The organism is Sphaerochaeta halotolerans, from assembly GCF_003429665.1.
GTDB lineage: Bacteria > Spirochaetota > Spirochaetia > Sphaerochaetales > Sphaerochaetaceae > Sphaerochaeta > Sphaerochaeta halotolerans.
Window position 1 is genome coordinate 127,034 of sequence record NZ_QUWK01000009.1, and the last position, 18,534, is coordinate 145,567.

18 protein-coding genes are annotated in these 18,534 nt (G+C 41.1%); 12 read left to right on the plus strand and 6 right to left on the minus strand.

Annotation, left to right across the window (positions count from 1 at the left end; genetic code table 11):
- Positions 1–19: 19 nt before the first annotated feature.
- From DYP60_RS09835 to DYP60_RS09845, 3 genes are all read right to left on the minus strand, one after another.
- Entirely contained in the window at positions 20–1,315 is a 1,296-nt protein-coding gene (locus DYP60_RS09835) for a TRAP transporter large permease (protein WP_202384418.1), read from the minus strand.
- Entirely contained in the window at positions 1,312–1,797 is a 486-nt protein-coding gene (locus tag DYP60_RS09840; RefSeq protein WP_117330831.1) for a TRAP transporter small permease, read from the minus strand. The genes DYP60_RS09835 and DYP60_RS09840 overlap by 4 nt, the downstream gene beginning before the upstream one ends.
- A gap of 95 nt (positions 1,798–1,892) precedes the next feature.
- A complete protein-coding gene (locus tag DYP60_RS09845) occupies positions 1,893–2,906 on the minus strand; it encodes a C4-dicarboxylate TRAP transporter substrate-binding protein (protein WP_117330832.1) in 1,014 nt (337 codons plus the stop codon).
- A gap of 553 nt (positions 2,907–3,459) precedes the next feature.
- Here DYP60_RS09845 and DYP60_RS14025 point away from each other — a divergent pair.
- Positions 3,460–3,675, plus strand: coding sequence for a hypothetical protein (locus DYP60_RS14025; protein ID WP_133299329.1), 216 nt, complete (start codon positions 3,460–3,462; stop codon positions 3,673–3,675).
- Positions 3,676–3,830: 155 nt separating this feature from the next.
- On the opposite strand, the gene DYP60_RS09855 is transcribed toward DYP60_RS14025, so the two are convergent.
- Positions 3,831–4,910, minus strand: coding sequence for a GntR family transcriptional regulator (locus DYP60_RS09855; RefSeq protein WP_117330834.1), 1,080 nt, complete (start codon positions 4,908–4,910; stop codon positions 3,831–3,833).
- 155 nt (positions 4,911–5,065) lie between these two features.
- Here DYP60_RS09855 and DYP60_RS09860 point away from each other — a divergent pair, with 155 nt between their 5' ends.
- The 9 genes from DYP60_RS09860 to DYP60_RS09900 all read left to right on the plus strand — a co-directional run bounded on the left by DYP60_RS09860 (position 5,066) and on the right by DYP60_RS09900 (position 15,168).
- A complete protein-coding gene (locus tag DYP60_RS09860) occupies positions 5,066–5,914 on the plus strand; it encodes a transketolase (protein WP_117330835.1) in 849 nt (282 codons plus the stop codon).
- Positions 5,907–6,872 carry a transketolase family protein gene (locus tag DYP60_RS09865; protein ID WP_117330836.1) on the plus strand — a complete coding sequence of 322 codons (966 nt, stop codon included), beginning with the start codon at positions 5,907–5,909 and terminating at the stop codon, positions 6,870–6,872. Before DYP60_RS09860 ends, DYP60_RS09865 begins: the two co-directional genes overlap by 8 nt.
- A gap of 114 nt (positions 6,873–6,986) precedes the next feature.
- The gene (locus DYP60_RS09870) at positions 6,987–7,937 is read left to right on the plus strand and encodes an ABC transporter substrate-binding protein (protein ID WP_240622861.1); all 951 of its coding nucleotides are present in this window, start codon (positions 6,987–6,989) and stop codon (positions 7,935–7,937) included.
- 90 nt (positions 7,938–8,027) lie between these two features.
- Positions 8,028–9,587 carry a sugar ABC transporter ATP-binding protein gene (locus DYP60_RS09875; protein ID WP_240622862.1) on the plus strand — a complete coding sequence of 520 codons (1,560 nt, stop codon included), beginning with the start codon at positions 8,028–8,030 and terminating at the stop codon, positions 9,585–9,587.
- The gene (locus DYP60_RS09880) at positions 9,577–10,533 is read left to right on the plus strand and encodes an ABC transporter permease subunit (protein ID WP_117330838.1); all 957 of its coding nucleotides are present in this window, start codon (positions 9,577–9,579) and stop codon (positions 10,531–10,533) included. The genes DYP60_RS09875 and DYP60_RS09880 overlap by 11 nt, the downstream gene beginning before the upstream one ends.
- Entirely contained in the window at positions 10,530–11,483 is a 954-nt protein-coding gene (locus tag DYP60_RS09885; protein ID WP_117330839.1) for a carbohydrate kinase family protein, read from the plus strand. Before DYP60_RS09880 ends, DYP60_RS09885 begins: the two co-directional genes overlap by 4 nt.
- 25 nt (positions 11,484–11,508) lie before the next feature.
- Entirely contained in the window at positions 11,509–12,366 is an 858-nt protein-coding gene (locus DYP60_RS09890; protein WP_117330840.1) for a class II fructose-bisphosphate aldolase, read from the plus strand.
- 73 nt (positions 12,367–12,439) lie between these two features.
- A complete protein-coding gene (locus tag DYP60_RS09895) occupies positions 12,440–13,627 on the plus strand; it encodes a carbohydrate kinase family protein (RefSeq protein WP_117330841.1) in 1,188 nt (395 codons plus the stop codon).
- A gap of 86 nt (positions 13,628–13,713) precedes the next feature.
- Positions 13,714–15,168 (plus strand): sedoheptulokinase, encoded by a 1,455-nt coding sequence (locus DYP60_RS09900; protein WP_117330842.1) that lies wholly within the window; start codon positions 13,714–13,716, stop codon positions 15,166–15,168.
- Between the two features lie 72 nt (positions 15,169–15,240).
- On the opposite strand, the gene DYP60_RS09905 is transcribed toward DYP60_RS09900, so the two are convergent.
- Positions 15,241–15,771, minus strand: a complete 531-nt coding sequence (locus tag DYP60_RS09905; protein WP_117330843.1) for a DOMON domain-containing protein — start codon at positions 15,769–15,771, stop codon at positions 15,241–15,243.
- Positions 15,768–16,409, minus strand: coding sequence for a hypothetical protein (locus DYP60_RS09910; protein WP_117330844.1), 642 nt, complete (start codon positions 16,407–16,409; stop codon positions 15,768–15,770). Before DYP60_RS09910 ends, DYP60_RS09905 begins: the two co-directional genes overlap by 4 nt.
- A gap of 496 nt (positions 16,410–16,905) precedes the next feature.
- Here DYP60_RS09910 and DYP60_RS09915 point away from each other — a divergent pair, with 496 nt between their 5' ends.
- Both DYP60_RS09915 and DYP60_RS09920 read left to right on the plus strand, forming a co-directional pair.
- Entirely contained in the window at positions 16,906–17,934 is a 1,029-nt protein-coding gene (locus DYP60_RS09915) for an IS1 family transposase (protein ID WP_117330845.1), read from the plus strand.
- A complete protein-coding gene (locus DYP60_RS09920) occupies positions 17,915–18,469 on the plus strand; it encodes a DUF4256 domain-containing protein (RefSeq protein WP_117330856.1) in 555 nt (184 codons plus the stop codon). The genes DYP60_RS09915 and DYP60_RS09920 overlap by 20 nt, the downstream gene beginning before the upstream one ends.
- Positions 18,470–18,534: the final 65 nt, after the last annotated feature.

Genomic DNA, 18,534 nt, shown 5'->3' on the forward strand with positions numbered 1-18,534 from the left:
TAGGTACCTCCATTAGTAATCAGGCAACCCCATACAGCAAGTTAGGTACGATGAGGGTGATGATGGGAATATACGTGACAAGAATCAATGAAATCAGTAGGGCAACGATGAAAGGAATAACCTCCTTCACGAAATCCTGCAAACTACACCTGGTGATGCTGCAGCAAGTAAACATCATCGATCCAAACGGAGGGGTGAGTCCTCCGATCATAATGTTCACGATGCAGATTAATCCAAAATGGATGACGTCCACACCAAGTTGGGTTACTACAGGCACAAGCAAGGGAGCCAGAATGATCATTGCAGCTCCTCCCTCGAGGAACATCCCCATTACAAGGAAGAGTACATTGATGATCATCAGCATCAGGTACTTGTTCTGGGTGATGGTAAGCAGCCCACTGGCCATCGCCTGTGGAATTCGTTCCCAGTTCAGATAGTATCCAAAAACGGAGGCAGAGACAATAATCAGAACAACACCACTGGTGCCAAAGATGGTTTCCCTAAGTACAGGGATAATGTGTTCCTTGCCAAGTTCCTTGTAAATGAACTTTCCTACGATGATGCAGTAAAGTACAGCTATGGCTCCGGCTTCAGAAGGAGTAAACATTCCGATCCGTAGTCCGGCGATGATACCAAAGGGGAAGAGCAGAGCCCATATGGATTCACGGAGCTGGTGGAATACTTCCTTGCCACCGGCTCTGGTCTCTCTCACTGGCTGATAGCCACGACGTTTCGAAATGATGGAGACAGTCACCATCAAGCTGATGGTCATGATCAGACCGGGAACATATCCTGCCGCAAACATCCGTCCTACTGATGCGTTTGCAATCAATGCGTAGATGATCAGGTTGATACCAGGAGGGATGACCGGGGTTACTGCAGAAGATGCGGCTGTAATTGCTGTAGAGAATGCCCGGTCATATCCTCGTTTCTCCATTTCAGGGACCAGCATCTTGCTCTGCATTGCTGCATCAGCATTGGCCGAACCGGAGACACCTCCCATGAGCAAACTCAACAGTACGTTGACCTGTGCCATACCTCCTGCCATATGACCGGTAAGGACATCTGCAAACTGCATCAGTTTCTTGCTGATACCAGCATAATTCATGATTGAGCCTGCCATTACGAAGAACGGGATGGCAAGGAGCGGGAAGGATTGGGTACTGGTTACAAACTTCTGGAGGATCAAGTCTACCGGACTGCTGGTATCGATGACCGCGAAGTAGAAGAGTGAAGACCCAAACAGTGCATAGGCAATGGGAATACTTGAAAAATACAGGATGAATACCAGGATTATAGGAAGGTAAGCAATCATGTAGTACCTCCTGTTGCAGGCTGTCTGATGTCCTTGATCAGGAAATAAACGGAATAGATAGTTGTCAAAGCAAAACTGACAAGAATCGATGAACTAATGTATGCAGTCGAAATTCCCAAGACCGGGGTGGGTTTCTTATAGGAAAGAGATATATAGATGACTGCAATATATGTAATATACCCGTTGATCAACAGTAGGACAAAATCAACGATGATAGTGATTGCTTTTTTTGTTTTTGGTGGGCAGAGATTGCCCAGCATGTCGACTCCAACATGAGCGCGATGCTTGTACGCTGCGGCTGCGCCTATGAAGACCGACCAGACAAAACAGGCGGTGGCTACTTCCTCTGTCCAGTAAATGCCGGTTCTCAGGAAGTAGCGCGTGAATACGTTGAGCATGACCAAGGCAGTAGTGACAATGATGGCAGCACTGGCAATGATAAGCTCAAAGTTGGATAGTACTTTCTTTACGGCTTGGTGCATTGACCATATTCTCCTTGAAAATAACGCACAGGTCGAAGAAAATCAGTGTTTTTTTAGCACACCAACAATCCTCGACCTGTATGGGACAGATACACTTACTTGGGCATCTTGGCTAATTCGTCCTGCAGAGTCTGATAGATGCCAGGGGTGACACCTTTCATGTTCTCATAGACGCTGGTAACAGTTGCGGCAAATGCAGCAGAGTCAACTTCGTTGAACTTGTTGCCCTGTGCCTCGAGCCTGGCTTTTGTCGACTCATAGTTGTTGGAAATCTCTCGGATCATGTGCTTGGCACCAGCGGTGAACTCTTCCTGAATAATGGTCTGGTATTTTTCAGGAATTGCGTTGAAGACATCAGCATTGATGTATACACCACAGGTTCCCAAGAAGTGCTGGGTAAGAGCCATGTTCTTGGCTACTTCAGCACTACCGTTGGATCCGTAAGCATCCATGGTACCTTCCAATCCGTCAACAACACCCTGCTGTACTGCACTGAGGGTTTCGCTAAAACCAAGTGGGGTTGCAGTTGCGCCCATTGCATTGATGGTATCGATGAACAGCTGACTTCCGGGAGTCCTGATCTTCATACCCTTTAGATCTGCAGGGGTGGTGATAACCTTGTTGGTCTTCATATTTCTGAAACCAAAAATGTAGTCCAGAGCCAAAACCTTGATTCTGTGTTTCTCTTCCAGTTCTTTGAGCATGCCTTTCACCAGGTCTGTCTGGATCATGTATTCATACTCGTCGAAACTCTTGTAGAGCATCGGGCCAACCAAGGCGTTGAAATCGGGAACATAGTCACCGAGGTAGGATGGATCTTCAACACTGATGAAGTTTGCTCCACGGGCAACCTGCTCTACGCCGTCTTTGTAGACAGCCAACTGGCTCTGTGGGTAGTGCTGAATCTCAATTGCGCCATCAGTACGATCGCTGATATTCTTGATGACTATATCCAGAGATTTTGTTAGTTGCTCATTGGGTGCGAATACGTGGCTCATTTTCAATACGAGCTTATAATCGTCCCCACTTGCTGCTTCCTTGCTTCCTTGGGCCATGACCGGCATTACTACCAGAGCCAGAACCAATAGGGTAAATAGAACTTTTTTCATTCTTTCCTCCTGAATGCATTTTGAGTTTAAAGATTAAGCAGAATTAAGCTTAATTTCTACAACTCTTTTTTCTTTAGCATACGGGATGAATTTCCAAATGTCAAAACAGTTTTTATGAAAAAAGTATGAATAGCGAATTAATGGTACTTTTGGATACAATTATTGGGCAAAATTTCAAAAATAATGTTTAATATTGCTGAATATATTACATATGTATATCTTTACAAGATACATTTTTCTTGTATGAATCTGTACAATCTTGATGATTTGACCGTTCCTTCCTCTATCCTTCTCGTATGCCCTTTGATATTATTTTTGCCCAGCAGGTCTTGGAGGCCTGAATTATGAAACTACTTCGGTTGCTTTTATTGCTTATACATGTGTTTGTTGGGTTAGGTGCACTTGCAGGTGGATATGCTTGCTTGGTTGACCCTGTAACTCCCCTTGGCGCTACAACCGATATGTTGCAGGGGTCTCCATTTTCTACCTTTCTGATTCCTGGAATTGTTCTATTGGACTGTTTGGAGTTGGTAATCTGGTCAGTATCATACTCTTGTCAAAGCAGAACAAGTATCTTGGGTATGTTGCTGGCCTGCTCGGAGGATCCATGATTGTGTGGATTGTGGTACAGGTCCTAATCATTAAAACCGTGGTTTTCCTCCATGTACTTTTCTTCACAATCGGAGCAATCCAGGGCTTGATCAGCCTTTTTTTCCTCTATAAAGAGGGGCTATTCCCCTGGAACTTGATCAAAGGAAAGAAAGTATAAGGATGAAAAACCACTAGATTCTATAGCCATTTGTTATCGTAGAAGTAGATAAAGAGGGAATAAGTAAATATTTTTCGCCCTCTTCAATATTTAGATTAGATAGCAAATACTTGGAATACAAAGAAAGTGGTGACTGTTTTCTCCTAATGGTCTTTTTATGTGGAGCCGCCAAGTCTCAAAGAAAAGTTTGTAAGAACTTGGCTAACTGGTTTTTCAGGAAAACTCAGTCTGGCAAGCATTGTTTGAACAGCTAAAACTGCAATCTCATGGCACGGTTGTACAATTGTTGTGATAGAAGGATAGATTTCCTCCGCCAGTTTAGAGCCATCAAACCCTGCAATTCTAAAATCCTTTGGTATCGAAAAAGATCTTCTTTGGAGTGCTCTAAGTACTTTTGCAGCGACATAATCATTCGAACATATAATATTCGAAGCTCCACTGTTCTTTAGCTTTACCCCAAGTTCTTCTTCCATTGTAAGGTTATGAAACCATGATTCTTGAGGCATGATTCCATGATCAACTAGTGCACTCTGAATCCCTTTCCATCGGAGTAAAACTGCTTGTCCAAAATGTGGAAGTGTACAAAAATCAATTCTATCAGAGCCATTTTTAAGCATGTACTCTGCGAGTGTATAACCAGCACGAAAATTATCAATAGAAATAATATCATTATTAAAACTCATTGGGAAACACTCTGTAGCACAGTCAATCACTACTACAGGAATACCAGCTGCTTCCAGCTTTTTAAGGATTAAGTCATTTGTAGTTTTACTGTTACTGGCCAACTCAACTGGAGCAATGAATACGCCATCCACATTCTGTTCAATATAATAATCAGTCATATGTTCAAGGCTATATAAATCAATGGAACCTTGAGGAACTTGTCCTCCAAAAATTATATTGTAATTAAACCTCTTAGAATACTCAGCGATTGCCTTAGCTACATTCCCAAAAAAGCCTTCCATACGAAGAAGTGGGAAAATCAAACCAAACAAGGGAACAACTTCGTCTTGAACCGGTTTTTTTAATAAAAATGACCCAGAACCCACACGACTTTCTATGACTCCTTCATTTTGTAGTTGTTTTAGCGCTTTATGCACCGTCGGTCTTGAAACAGAAAATTGTTCTGCCAATTTTGAAGCCGAAGGAATTTCATCGCCTACTTTATAGATAGGACTTTGCAACTGTTCAAGTAATTCGGAATATATTTCTGAATAAATATTATTTTTTCCCATTAGGATACCTCAGCATAGAGAATAGTATATCTAATTTTTTTTATCAATAGTTGGAAAAAAATAATAAATTAAATGTAAAATATAAATTGACATTATATTTACAACTAATATATAGTTTTTAATATACGGTCGTAATATATCTTATGGAGATTACAATGGATGGAAAACGCGTAAAGGAATTAAGGCTTATCGCACAAGACTTGAGAATTCGAGGTCTTGAAATGGTAAGAGAAGCAAAGTCAGGGCATATAGGAGGAGCTTTCTCTTTGTCTGAAATATTGACAGTTCTATATTTTGAAACTATGAGAATCGACCCTGAACGACCAGATTGGGAAGATCGTGACAGGTTAGTGATGTCGAAAGGCCATGCAACTGTTGCTCTTTATCCGACTCTGGCAAAAAGAGGTTTTTTCGCAGATGAAAGATTGAAATCATTTAGAAAAATTGAAGGTCATATGTCCGGACACGCAGAAATGAGTGTTCCAGGTGTAGATATGTCAACAGGCTCATTAGGACAGGGTTTCTCAGCTGCAGTTGGTATGGCTTTAGGCGCTAAGATTTCGGGTCGTTCCTTTTCTGTATATTCAATTCTTGGTGATGGAGAAATTCAAGAAGGGCAAATATGGGAAGCCGCGATGTTCTCCGCCTCAATAGGGCTCGATAACTTAATAGCCATATTGGACTATAACAAGGTTCAATTGGATGGGACTATAACAGAGGTCCAAAATTCAGGTCCTCCAGATGCTAAATTCGAAGGATTTGGATTCAATGTTCTATCTATTGATGGACACTCAATTGAACAGATTATTAATGCCATAAATACGGCAAAAAGAGTTAAAGGAAAACCAACAATTATTATTGCAAATACTATCAAAGGGAAAGGAATTTCTTTTATGGAAGGAAAATCTGCTTGGCATGGCAAGGTTCCTAATGATGAGTTGTTTGAAAAGGCGTTTGATGAATTGAGATTAAAGAGAAATGAGTTGGAGGCTATAGATGACTGAAAAAATTGCAACACGACATGCTTATGGACAGGCCCTTGCTGAACTAGGGAAAAATGAAAATATTTTGGCTCTCGATGCCGATGTTTCAACGTGTACTATGTCCTGTGATTTTGGACGAGAATATCCCCACCGGTTTATAAATGTAGGGATTGCGGAAGCAAACATGGTTGGAATTGCTGCAGGCCTGTCTACGTTGGGGTATATTCCTTTTGTGCATTCATTCGCAATGTTTTCAGCTGGTAGATGTTTCGAGCAGATTCGAAATTCATTGGCATATCCAAAGTTGAATGTAAAGGTAGTTGGTACCCATGCTGGGCTATCTGTAGGAGAAGATGGAGCTACTCATCAATGTCTTGAAGATATTGGAATCATGCGAACAATTCCTGGAATGATAGTTGTACACCCTTGTGATGGATATGAAACTAAGAAAGCTGTAGAGGCAATTGCTTTGCATAAAGGACCTTGCTATCTACGATTGGGACGTGCCGCCTTGGATATTGTCACAGGGAAAGATGACTACTCCTTTGAACTTGGGAAGGCAGTAACGATGAAGGATGGTAGTGATGCTACAATCATTGCGGTTGGTATGATGGTTCAAGCTGCTTTAAAAGCTGCAGAAACTCTTGAAGAGGACGGGATTTCTGTTCGTGTACTAAATATGCATACAATCAAGCCGATTGACACTGAGGCAATAATCAAAGCAGCGAAGGAGACAGGTGTCATTATTACAGCTGAGGAGCATAATATTATTGGTGGGTTGGGAAGTGCTGTAACAGAGACAGTCACAGAATTTTTTCCTGTACCTGTATTCCGCTTAGGAAGTAATGATACGTTCGGACAGTCTGGTAATGCAGAACAGCTTATGGACTTCTATGGGTTGACAGATTTGGGTGTCATAGAGATGGTAAAAAAGGGATTGCGTTCAAAAAACTATCTAAAAGATGTAAATAATAAGTAAACATAAAAAAATAAAATGTAAAAAAAATTGACAAAACCTATAAACAATGTTTACATAAAGTAGTACTAGTTAATATGAACCTTAGGTTCATAACATACAAATGGAGGAAGTATTATGATGAGAAAATTGTTGGCAGTTCTATTGGTAGCTACTCTGCTTACTACAGGACTCATTGCTCAAGGAGCCGCTGAGAAAAGTGGTGAAGTAACTCTAGACAAGGTCGGAGTAACCATGCAAACCTTGGCAAACCCGTTTTTTGTAGAGATGGTTAAAGGAGTTGAACAGGCAGCAAAAGAAATTAATCCTGATTGTGATGTTATTTCACTTTCGGGTGATAATGACCTTGGTAAACAAACGACCCAGATTGATGATCTCATCTCCGCGGGAGTTGACTTGATTGTTCTGAATGCAGTTAACCATGAAGGTATTGGACCTGCCGTAAAACGAGCCAAAGAAGCTGGAATTGTTGTAGTAGCCGCTGATGTTGGCGCGGTTGGTGCAGATTTTGTTATTCAGTCTGATAACTGGCAGGCCGGTCGTCAAGCTGGACAATACATTGCAGATCGTCTGAATGGCGAAGGTAATGTAGTTATTCTCACCGGTGATCCTGTTACTGCAGTCTTTGGAAGAGTAGGTGGTGCAAAAGAAGTTTTTGCCAAGTATCCTGGAATCAAGATTTTGTCAGAAGATCAGAATGGTAAAGGGCAGAGAGATGTTAGTCTTGACCTAATGTCAAATATCCTCACCGCTTACGATGACATTGATGCAGTATTTGCGATTAATGATCCTTCAGCTATCGGTGCAGTTCTTGCAATTAAGCAAGCTGGACGTGAGAGTGAAATGTTTGTAGTAGGTGTTGATGGTTCAGCAGATGCAATTGCTGAAATGAAGAAACCTAATTCAATCTTTGCAGCCACTCCTGCTCAGACTCCAAGAAAAATGGCTATGGAAGCAACCAGACTTGGATTCGAGATTATGAAGGGAAATCCTCCACCTGAGAAAGAGATACTTTATCCTGTAATGCTTATCACAAAGGATAACATGGATTCTTATACTCCATGGTAGAGTTGATGCCTTTTTGAGAGATGTAAATGACATGCCGAAGTGTTGTTCGGCATGTCTCCTTTCACTTGAATCATGTAAGGAGTGTGCACATTGGGTGTCATATTAGAAGTGCATAATGTTTCCAAGACATTTCCAGGCTGTAAAGCTTTAGATGATGTTTCAATCCATTTGAATGAAGGTGAGTTGCTTTCGGTGGTTGGGGAAAATGGAGCAGGTAAAAGCACACTGATGAAAATTCTTGCTGGAGTATACACGAGTGACTCTGGAGAAATTGTTCTCAATGGTGAGACTGTAAAGATAAAAATACCGAGAGATGCCTTAGACCTCGGTATTAGTTTAATACCACAGGAACTATCAGTAGCTCCCAATATTACTGTAGCTGAAAATTTATTTATGGGCAGGGAACCGCTAAAGCATGGATTTTTTGTTGATCGCAAAAAATTGATGGATGAGAGTGATAAAATTCTTGATATGGTAAACGCTCCATTCAGAGCAAGGCAGTATCCACGAAATTTTAGTATCGCTGAACAACAACTAATGGAAATTGCAAAGGCAGTAGGCCAGAATAGTAGAATTTTGATTATGGATGAGCCTACCGCGTCACTTAGTGAAAATGAAATGGAAACATTATTTCGACTTATAAAGAAACTAAAGCAGCAACATATTTCCATCATTTTCATTAGTCATCGCTTGAAGGAAGTAGTTGAGATTTCTGATCGTGTGGTTGTCCTACGAGATGGTACGCTCGTTGCAACACTTGATAAACACGAAATTAATGAGAAAGATATCGTAACTCATATGGTTGGTAGAACTCTCTCTGACTATTACGGTGAAGCAAATACTGATGTCAGTGATGAAGTTATATATTCAGTACACAATTTAGCAGATGAGAAATTCATTCATGATGTTTCTTTTAACCTTAGGAGAGGGGAGATTCTTGCACTTACTGGATTGGTTGGATCTGGTAGGACAGAGATTGCTCAAATGCTTTTTGGCATCGATAAGCGAAGAAGTGGGGATTTCTATAAATCCGGGAAAAGAATAAAAATTGAAAATCCCATTGATGCAATTAAAAATAGGATAGGCTTTCTCTCCGAAGACAGGAAGGGGTCTGGTTTGTTTTTAGATATGTCTGCAGCAGATAATATTAGCTTTAATGTGATGCAACAAATTTCAAATCATGGTTTTCTGGGTAGTGATAGTGCATCCAAGTTTTCCGAACAGTTTATTAAATCTTTGAGAATACGATTGTCTTCTCCAAAAGTGAAAGCGTTATCACTATCTGGAGGAAACCAGCAAAAGTTACTTCTGTCAAGATGGCTTTCAATTAAACCTGAGATACTCATCCTTGATGAGCCTACGAGAGGTGTAGATGTAGGGGCAAAAAGTGAAATCTACAAAATTATTTTCGATTTAGTAGCTGACGGAAAGACTTCTATTATCTTCATCTCAAGTGAGTTGCCAGAAGTGATTTGGTTGGCAAGCAGAGTTTTAATAGTGCGTGACGGAACGATCGTTGGAGAGATTAAAAATAAAAATGAAATTACACAAGATCATGTCATGCAATATGCTACAGGAGTTAAAGACCCTGATTATACATTTACTGAGAACAAGACACTAGTTGATAAGGAAAACACTAATGACGACTAAAGATAAAAAACTATTCATTAAATTTGACTTGCAGAAGTTTGGGGTATTGCCGGTTCTAATCCTTTTTTGCATTATGTTTGCCTTATTAGAACCAAAGTTTATTTCAGTAAACAATATCACCAATATTTTTAGACAATCAGCAGTAAATATAATCATTGCATCCGGTATGACGATGGTGATTCTAACAGGAGGTATTGATCTTTCCGTTGGATCCATTTTAGCGGTGTCTGCGGTTGTTGCATTACGTGTATCACTCACTCCTTTTTCCTATTTAGCTATTCCAATAGCTCTTTTAACCGGGTTGGCTGCTGGATTATTCAATGGATTTTTGGTGTCTTACTTCAAGATGCCTCCCTTTATTGCAACATTGGGTATGATGACATCATTGCGTGGCGCGGCTTACCTGTTAGCTGACGGAACTACTGTCATCAACAATGATCTAAGTTTTGCATGGGTTGGAAATAACAATATAGGTATTGTTCCCTGGCAAGTGTTTTTTGCAATAATAGTAATTGGGTTATCATGGGTGTTGCTACGTAGAACGGTTTTGGGTACTCGGATCTATGCTGTTGGAGGAAATGAAAAGGCTGCAGTCTTTTCAGGTATTTCCGTGGCCACAATAATACTGTTTGTGCATGGCATTAGCGGCCTTTTCAGTGGTTTAGCTGGTGTAGTAATGGGTGCAAGGCTGTACAGTGCAAGCGGATTGCTTGGAGTATCTTATGAACTTGATGCTATTGCTGCAGTTATACTCGGTGGAACCAGTTTTAATGGAGGAATTGGTGGCGTTGCAGGTACATTGGTTGGGGCTCTGATAATCTCGGTATTAAATAATGGTTTAATCATCATTGGTGTTCCATATTTTTGGCAGCAGGTTATTAAGGGTATTGTAATAATTGTAGCAGTAATCATTGATATATACCGACAACGTGTAAAAGTGAAATGAATAAGAATTATGACATAATTTGTGCTGGAGTTGCTTGCCTAGATATTATTGTGTCAGGAAATGTAAGTCCGAATGTCTTTGAGGTTGATAGTACAGCGGTTGGAAGTATTCTTTTACATTCAGGTGGTGATGCTTCTAATCAAGCGGTAACTGCATCCTCTTTGGGATTGCATACAGGACTCATTTCTTGTGTTGGTGATGATTGGAAAGGTAAACAACTTCTATCTCTTCTGCAGGCAAAAGCAGTAAATACCAATTTGGTGGAAACCTTGCCTGGTGAAGACAGCGTTGCATCTATTGTGCTTGTTGGGGATGATGGATCAAGAAACTTCATGTTCGATAGAGGCTGTGGTGAAAGATATTTACCTTCCTCAACAATAATGAATGCGGTTAAATCAACTAAATTGCTCTCTATTGGTAGTTTTTTTGTTTTACCCCGTTTTGATCATGAAGGAGTGCAAGTACTTCTGGAAATTGCAAAAGAAGCAGGAGTGATTACAGTAGCTGACATGACCTGCGACACATTAAAAGAGGGGTTTTCCTACATAGGCAATTATCTTTCCTTAATTGATTATCTGATGCCGAGTTATGAAGAAGCGCGAGAGATTACTGGATTGGTAGAACCCTATATGATTTGTCAACGTTTTCGGGAATATGGTGTACATAACATAGTAATAAAAATGGGAGCAAAAGGTTGTTATATTTCGACACCGGAAGGTGATCGGATGATTGATGCCCTAAAGGGAACAAAGGTCATTGACACTACTGGTTGTGGAGATACGTTTGTAGCAGCTTTTTGTTATGGATTGCTCAATGGAAAAACTGTTGACGAAAGTGCAATTTTTGCACATGGCGCAGCAGCAATAAATGCTTCTCATCTTGGGGCTTCAGGGCATATCCGTTCAGCACAGGAAGTAGAATCATTAATTACGCGGACTATCATCACATAAAACTTATGCAAAAGGAGAAACGAGAATGCTATATACATTGAAAGAAGTTCTTACGGAGGCCCAGAAAGGAAAATATGCTGTAGGCGCATTTAATATAACGAACCCTATTTGTTTGCCACCGCTATTAAGAGCTGCAGAATCACAAAGATCTCCACTCATCATCAATGTTGCGGAAGTGTCATTTCGTGATGTTGATCTTATGAATTTCTATCCAGCTATTATCCATAGTGCAAAAGAAGCTTCTGTTCCAATTGTCGTGAATTTGGATCATGGAACGACTGAGAAGGGAATCATGATGGCTCTTAGATGTGGATTTAGTTCGATAATGTTTGATGCAACAGCGTATAGTTATGAGGAGAATATCCGTTTAACAAGTCGCTATTCATCTATGCTTCACCATGTTGGAGTGTCCCTCGAAGGAGAACTGGGGGTCATCGGCGGATTGGAAGGGACCGAGGATGTTGATGGTACTGATGTTGGTCTTTATACCGACGTATCTACTGTTAAGCATTTTGTGGATGAAACACAAGTTGATGCATTGGCAGTTTCTATCGGTAATGTTCATGGGTTTTATAAAGGGGAACCAAATTTACAATTTGATCTGCTAAAGGAAATAGCATCTGTAACATCAGTCCCGTTGGTTCTTCATGGTGGCTCAGGGATTTCTGATGATGATTTCCGAAAGGCAGCCTCTCTTGGGATATGCAAAATAAACTTTTACACAGGAGCAAGTGTCTCTGTTTTCAATCATCTTGATGCAAAGATGAAGGAACTGAATGGGAAGTATACTGACATGGCTAACATAGGCTGGACAATTATGGATGCATATCAACAGACGATTGAAGAGAGGATGCATGTTTTCGGAAGTTCTGGAAAAGCATAATAGCCATGATCGTTATTTCTAAGGCTACAAAATTGAGTCGATATTTGTAGCCTTTATTATTTTGGAGGTTTATATGCGCATCTCCGGAGTTGGTTGTTGTTTGATAGATTCGATATATAAGAATTGCTCATATAATGCCTCAAATTTCTCTCCCTATTGGAGCAAAACGAAAGGAGATGGTGGCTTAATTGAGGGAGGGTTGGTTTTTCGGGAGGATTTAGAAAAATTCGCTGGAGAGCAATATCACAAGATTCTAGATTCGATCACTCAAGGCAGAAAAGCTGATTTTATTAATGTAGGGGGACCTGCGATAATAGCATTGGTCCATGCTTCACAGATTCTATTTGATGATGATGTGGAGATTAATTTCTATGGAGCATTAGGAAATGATGAATTTGCTGCAATCACAAAAGCAAAGGTTAAACCAACTAATGTAAATACTTCATTCAAAATTATTAAAGGTATTCCTACCTCTACTACCGATGTTTTTGCTGATTCTTCAAGAAGAAATGGAAAAGGAGAGCGTACTTTTGTAAATACAATAGGTGCTGCAGGTTATTTCAACTCTAACCATCTAACCGAATATTTTTATAAAAGTGATATTGTTCTTTTGGGTGGGACTGCTTTAGTTCCTCAAATACATAACGATATAGATTCTATTTTAAAAAGGGCCAAAGAAACGGGTGCAATTACAGTAGTTGGAACTGTGTATGACTTTGCTAATGAGAAAATAAACCCAAATAAACCCTGGTCATTAGGAAAGAATCCGGCATATCCCTATATTGACCTTCTCATCACAGATGAGATTGAAGCACTGAGATTGTCTGGGAGGCAAACTATAACTGAGGCAGCATCAGCACTTGGTTCGTATGGAGTGGGATCACTTATCATTACTCGTGGTGCACATGATATATTATTCTGGTCTAAGGGTAAGTTGTTTGGAGATCATGATTTGAAAAGTTTCCATGTCAATACGGAAATTGATGTACTAATGGAGGCAGATCCATTATTACGTAGAGATACCACTGGATGTGGTGATAATTTTGTAGGAGGCGTACTGGTATCTCTTGCTCGCCAACTATCAGGTTCTGTTGATGATGATATACTAGACATTTTTGATGTCTGCGCTTGGGGTGTGTCATCAGGAGGATTTGCTTGTACATACAATGGTGGAATGTATCATGAAAAAATGATAGGAGAAAAAGCTGCACTTATCGAGCCGTTGGTGCATACATATAAAGAGAACTACGGGGTGACATGATTCTTGGTTTGAAACAAAGTAACTTATAATAATTAGCTGCATTAAACTACCAAGTACGGAATAGAAGGATTTAAAAGGAAAGAGTCATGATAAATGCAAAAGACATATTGCAGACTGAATCGCAATTCGTGGAAATTGGGAGACATGCGATCGGCATTGATATTGGTACTTCAACAATATGCTTTACAATATTCGATATTGATACATTATCCGTTATTTCTATGAGAAATACAGATAATACATCATCCATCAACCATAGTGATCCCAGAGCACATGAGCAAAATCCGAGTAAGATCTGGGAAATCATAGAGAATCTATTTCTACAATCCAAAGAAGAGCTTTCACTTGTAAGGATTATTGCAATTACAGGGCAAATGCATGGTGCTATTCTGCTTGATGATGATAATATTCCTGTTTCAAATTTACTGACATGGAGGGATGCGCGGTATTCAGTTGGTCAAGCCAGCAAGGATTTTGGAAAAATGAATGGATGCACTTTACACGTGGGGTATGGTGCAAATTCTATAAGTAGGATGCTTAGGACTCAAGGAGGAGACACTCCTGGTCGGAAAATATGCTCTATAGAATCCTTTATAATGGGTAAATTGTGTGGAAATTTTTGTGTCGATGAATCATTGGCAGCAAGCTTCGGATGTTTTGATATTGTGAATAAATGTTGGAATGAAGAACAACTGGAAGAGATGGGCATTAACCGTTCACTCTTTGGTTATGTTTTTCCGTCTTGTGTTCCAGTCGCCAAGATCTTACCAGCGAATAGCAAACGATATGGATTATCCTTAGATGCAACAGTATTTGCCCCAATTGGGGATAATCAAGCAAGTGTGATAGGAGCTACCGGGTTTTTGAATACTGGTGTAGTGAATATTGGCACCAGTGGACAACTCTCTGTTCCCTGTTCATCAATGCTATACAGTAAATCCATCGAAGTACGTCCGCTTCTAGAGACTGGATTTTTGCAAGTCTATTCCAGTCTATGTGGAGGCTGGTCTTATGCATACCTAAAGGATTTCTGCAAAGACCTGCTCGCGAAGTTCGGATTCTCGCTTTCTGATGGGCAGGTCTATGCTGTCCTAGACTCTCTAGCAGTTGATTCTTTTGAAAGTGAAGGCCTTGTTGTTGATACCAGATTTCTTGGAACTCGAGAAGATTCCCTCTTGCGTGGTGAAATCTGTGAGATAGATACACAAAATCTGAATATTAGTAACCTGGCAGTGGGGTTCATTCAAGGGATTGTAAGGGAACTTCATCCACCTGCTATCAGACTAGATTCAATCTCGTTCATTGTTGCAAGTGGAAATAGTGTAAGGAAAAGTCCCATCATGAAACGAGCTATCGAACAAGAGTTCGGTTGTGTCTGTATGGAACCTCCGTTTCTTGAAGAAGCGAGTGTTGGAGCAGTACTTGGCTGTTTGGCAAATATTGAGGGGAAGGAACGTATACAAGCATTTTACCAGAAACACTTTGAAAAAAATGAAACAACTGAGAATACAATGAGAACGATTCTATATTCGAACTACTGAATACAATGATATATAACACAATCAAATAAGGGTATGTTGGTTGCTCCAAACATACCCTTATGTGAATATGTGTTATTTCAGGAAATTGATGGTATGGCTGTCATAGGTGACGTGTTTGCTTCTGAGATTATCCCTGTTTCCATATGCAACAATAAGACGGAGGTTCCTTCCTGAATCAAACTGTGAGACAGGTACCGTGAACTCAAGGGTGGTCTTACCCCCTGTCTCCTTGATCTTGCTCTGTACAAGCATCTTTTCAGAAGAGGGACTATGACCATGGCCACGACCAGTCTCCTCACTGATGACTTGGCTGGTAATTGCATCATAGCCTATGATGATATGAGCTCCATGCATCCTATTGGACCCAAGGCCAACTGAAACCCATCCTGTAGTTGGTGCTTCGAGAATGAAGTGCAGATTACGGGAATCCCGACTCTGGGCATACCCAAGGCGCATATCCTTGAGTTGTACAATCTCGGGGTATTCATTGTTTCCTAAAGACCCATCAACCACGGGATTGGATGAAGAGGTTGGGAATATTTGAGCTGCCAGTGGCAGACTGAAGAGCAGAGATATGATGAGAACTATAGAGAGTTTTTTCATGATTTTCTCCTTGGTTTTCGGCCAGAGAGCCGGTAGTTCGCATAAGAGATAAGGGAGAAAGCCATCCACGCTACCAGGATGCCAATTCCCCATGGGTTATAGGTGAAAGAAGACGTGGAGGCGAGTAAGACATGGAACAAGACCACAAGTCCAGCTACCACCATCAGGTTGTGCATTGCACGGACTTTCTGATGGGTGAGACCGGTTTTTTCAAATGTGCTTGTTCTCAGTTGCGCAAATTTCTTCTGCTTGGTAAGCAAGGTGTTAGCAAAGAAGAGCAAGGCAGCGATCGTTCCCACAAAGAATAGAATTAGAGCAACCAAGCCGAAAAGGGCTTGTGAAGTGGAGAGGGTGAAACCGTTGGCGAGCTTGAGCAAGGCATGGATAAGAGCAAGGAGAATAATGAGTAGTGGAGAACTTCCATGCAATGAGCGAACCGATTTTGCTCCCAGCAGGGAGACCATCCAAGCTGGTTGTGAGGCAAGGTAGAACTGGTTGGAGACAAGTACGAAAGCGTAGACACCAAATATGATTGACACTGAATATGAGTCGGCAAGCGCACCTACAGAGTACAGATATAAAATGACAGGAATGAGAGGGGAGAGGAAAAATCCAAGATGGAATATGCTTCGTTTCATTGGAACCTCCAGTACAGGTATAGCACCTATTGTTAGACAAACTTAACATTCAGATTATATTGTGGTCAATACATCGACAGGTGGATCTGATGCAATTCTTTTGAATGATTCATTCTAGAGAGAAACGTTTACCCACTCTTTCCCGGTCGTGCATTCTGTTTTGAATCTATGTACTCAATGCATTCCTGGTAAGGGGTATATACCTTGAGTAAAATGCTAGGATATAGGTACAGTATGTATAGTAACGCTGATCAAGTGGAATAGGAGATGCTCTATGGATACAATTAAGACTACCTTAACTTCAGAACAAAAAGCATCACTCATTGATGTTCTTCATAAAAGATCAATAGGTATTTGCAAACGCGTGGTTTTTTATTAGCTGATTAATGCTGACAAACGTGGTATGCTTACTTCTGAACCTAGCCAAGGGTAAGTGTGTAGAGCGTGGTGGCCCTGAACACTTTCCTGCGGCTGGGCTCATCAGAGGTCACCACCTATGAGAAGAAAAGAAACCACCATGTCCCGAAGGGCAACACCTTGGGATGGGAAGCCTGACTTGTCGCCTACTGAGGCGTACATCAAAGAAAGGCATAATAAACACTACGAAGATCACCATAAGTCACTGAAAGATGACGATGAGGCCTGGTTGCTAAACAGCAGGATACCTGAATCATGCAGATATTGCAGATCCAATAGATTCGTTCGCTACGGTCACAGCAAAAACGGCATACAGGTCTACCGGTGCAATGATTGCGGGCGCAGGTTTACGGTGTTAACGGGCACGATCTTCGATAGCCACAAGATTCCAATCAGTGAATGGATTGAATTCTTGTACAATCTATTTTCTTTTGTAAGCTTGAATTCTGGATCTTGGAACAACAAGAATGCTATTACAACCTCAAGATATTGGCTAGACAAGGTGTTCATTCTTGTCAGAGCCTACCAGGATTCAATTGTGCTGAAGGGGAAAGTTATTCTGGATGAAACTTTCTATCCAATGAGAAGTAGTGACATCATCACTGTAAATGGGAAAAAGCTACGAGGCTTGTCTCGCAATCAGATCTGCATAGGCGTAGCTTGTGATGATGAACATGTATTCTGTGTTCTTGAGGGAAATGGGAAACCCTCGCAAAAAAAGACATATGAGGCATTCAGGAATCACATTGCCAAAGGATCCCTCCTCATTCACGACAAGGAGAAAGCACATAAGAAGCTAATGGATGAACTTGAATTGAAGAGTGAGGCATATGCTGCCGACCGAATCAAGAAGCTGACGGATTCAGAAAACCCACTAGAAAGAGTAAATCGCATCCATTTCTTTCTGAAACGTTTCTTCTATGCACATTCAAGTTTCCAGCGTGAGGATATCGAGGGATTCGTTAATCTCTTCTCTTTTGTGATGAATCCTCCAGTTGAAAAGCTAGAAAAGGTAGGTATTTTGCTCGATTTGGGACTGGAGTGCACCCAAATCCTTCGCTATCGTGATGCATTTCAGCGAAATAGGGATGTCTCTGAGGGTTTCTGACCACGCGTTTGCAAATACCTATTTTAAAAGATTTAAGGAAAACATGTCCAGACACAAAGACCTTGATTGGATAGCTATCGAAAAGAGACTTGCCGAAGACCCTGAGAAACTCTTTTCGCTCTTTGAGATGGATCGCACCGGTGGAGAGCCTGATGTAATCGGGTACGATGATACCTCTGACGCGTACCTCTTCGTCGATTGTTCTGCTGAGAGTCCTGTAGGCCGAAGAAGTCTCTGTTATGACCAGGTAGCCCTTGAAAACCGGAAAAAGAATCCACCATCAGGTAGTGCAGGTTCTCTTGCAGCAGAAATGGGGATAGAGCTCCTCGATGAGGAGCAGTACCGCAATCTCCAGAAGCTGGGTGTCTTCGATGTGAAATCTTCCAGTTGGATTCGTACTCCTGAATCAATGCGAAAACTTGGCGGCGCGCTCTTCGGGGATTGCCGGTATGATAGGGTGTTTTTCTATCACAACGGAGCTGATTCCTACTACGCATCCAGGGGATTCAGGGGTTTGCTGTTCCATAGGGTGTGAGAAAACGGCCAAGCGTGCGTCCAAAAACGGTCACTCGGCATTCAATAGCGGCCGGCGGTTAAGCC

Bases quoted from the DNA above. Each gene is read 5' to 3' on its own strand.
- DYP60_RS09835 (WP_202384418.1), bottom strand. From the start codon at position 1,315: ATGATTGCTTACCTTCCTATAATCCTGGTATTCATCCTGTATTTTTCA.
- DYP60_RS09840 (WP_117330831.1), bottom strand. From the start codon at position 1,797: ATGCACCAAGCCGTAAAGAAAGTACTATCCAACTTTGAGCTTATCATT.
- DYP60_RS09845 (WP_117330832.1), bottom strand. From the start codon at position 2,906: ATGAAAAAAGTTCTATTTACCCTATTGGTTCTGGCTCTGGTAGTAATG.
- DYP60_RS09855 (WP_117330834.1), bottom strand. From the start codon at position 4,910: ATGGGAAAAAATAATATTTATTCAGAAATATATTCCGAATTACTTGAA.
- DYP60_RS09860 (WP_117330835.1), top strand. From the start codon at position 5,066: ATGGATGGAAAACGCGTAAAGGAATTAAGGCTTATCGCACAAGACTTG.
- DYP60_RS09865 (WP_117330836.1), top strand. From the start codon at position 5,907: ATGACTGAAAAAATTGCAACACGACATGCTTATGGACAGGCCCTTGCT.
- DYP60_RS09870 (WP_240622861.1), top strand. From the start codon at position 6,987: ATGATGAGAAAATTGTTGGCAGTTCTATTGGTAGCTACTCTGCTTACT.
- DYP60_RS09880 (WP_117330838.1), top strand. From the start codon at position 9,577: ATGACGACTAAAGATAAAAAACTATTCATTAAATTTGACTTGCAGAAG.
- DYP60_RS09885 (WP_117330839.1), top strand. From the start codon at position 10,530: ATGAATAAGAATTATGACATAATTTGTGCTGGAGTTGCTTGCCTAGAT.
- DYP60_RS09890 (WP_117330840.1), top strand. From the start codon at position 11,509: ATGCTATATACATTGAAAGAAGTTCTTACGGAGGCCCAGAAAGGAAAA.
- DYP60_RS09895 (WP_117330841.1), top strand. From the start codon at position 12,440: ATGCGCATCTCCGGAGTTGGTTGTTGTTTGATAGATTCGATATATAAG.
- DYP60_RS09900 (WP_117330842.1), top strand. From the start codon at position 13,714: ATGATAAATGCAAAAGACATATTGCAGACTGAATCGCAATTCGTGGAA.
- DYP60_RS09905 (WP_117330843.1), bottom strand. From the start codon at position 15,771: ATGAAAAAACTCTCTATAGTTCTCATCATATCTCTGCTCTTCAGTCTG.
- DYP60_RS09910 (WP_117330844.1), bottom strand. From the start codon at position 16,409: ATGAAACGAAGCATATTCCATCTTGGATTTTTCCTCTCCCCTCTCATT.
- DYP60_RS09915 (WP_117330845.1), top strand. From the start codon at position 16,906: ATGAGAAGAAAAGAAACCACCATGTCCCGAAGGGCAACACCTTGGGAT.
- DYP60_RS09920 (WP_117330856.1), top strand. From the start codon at position 17,915: ATGTCTCTGAGGGTTTCTGACCACGCGTTTGCAAATACCTATTTTAAA.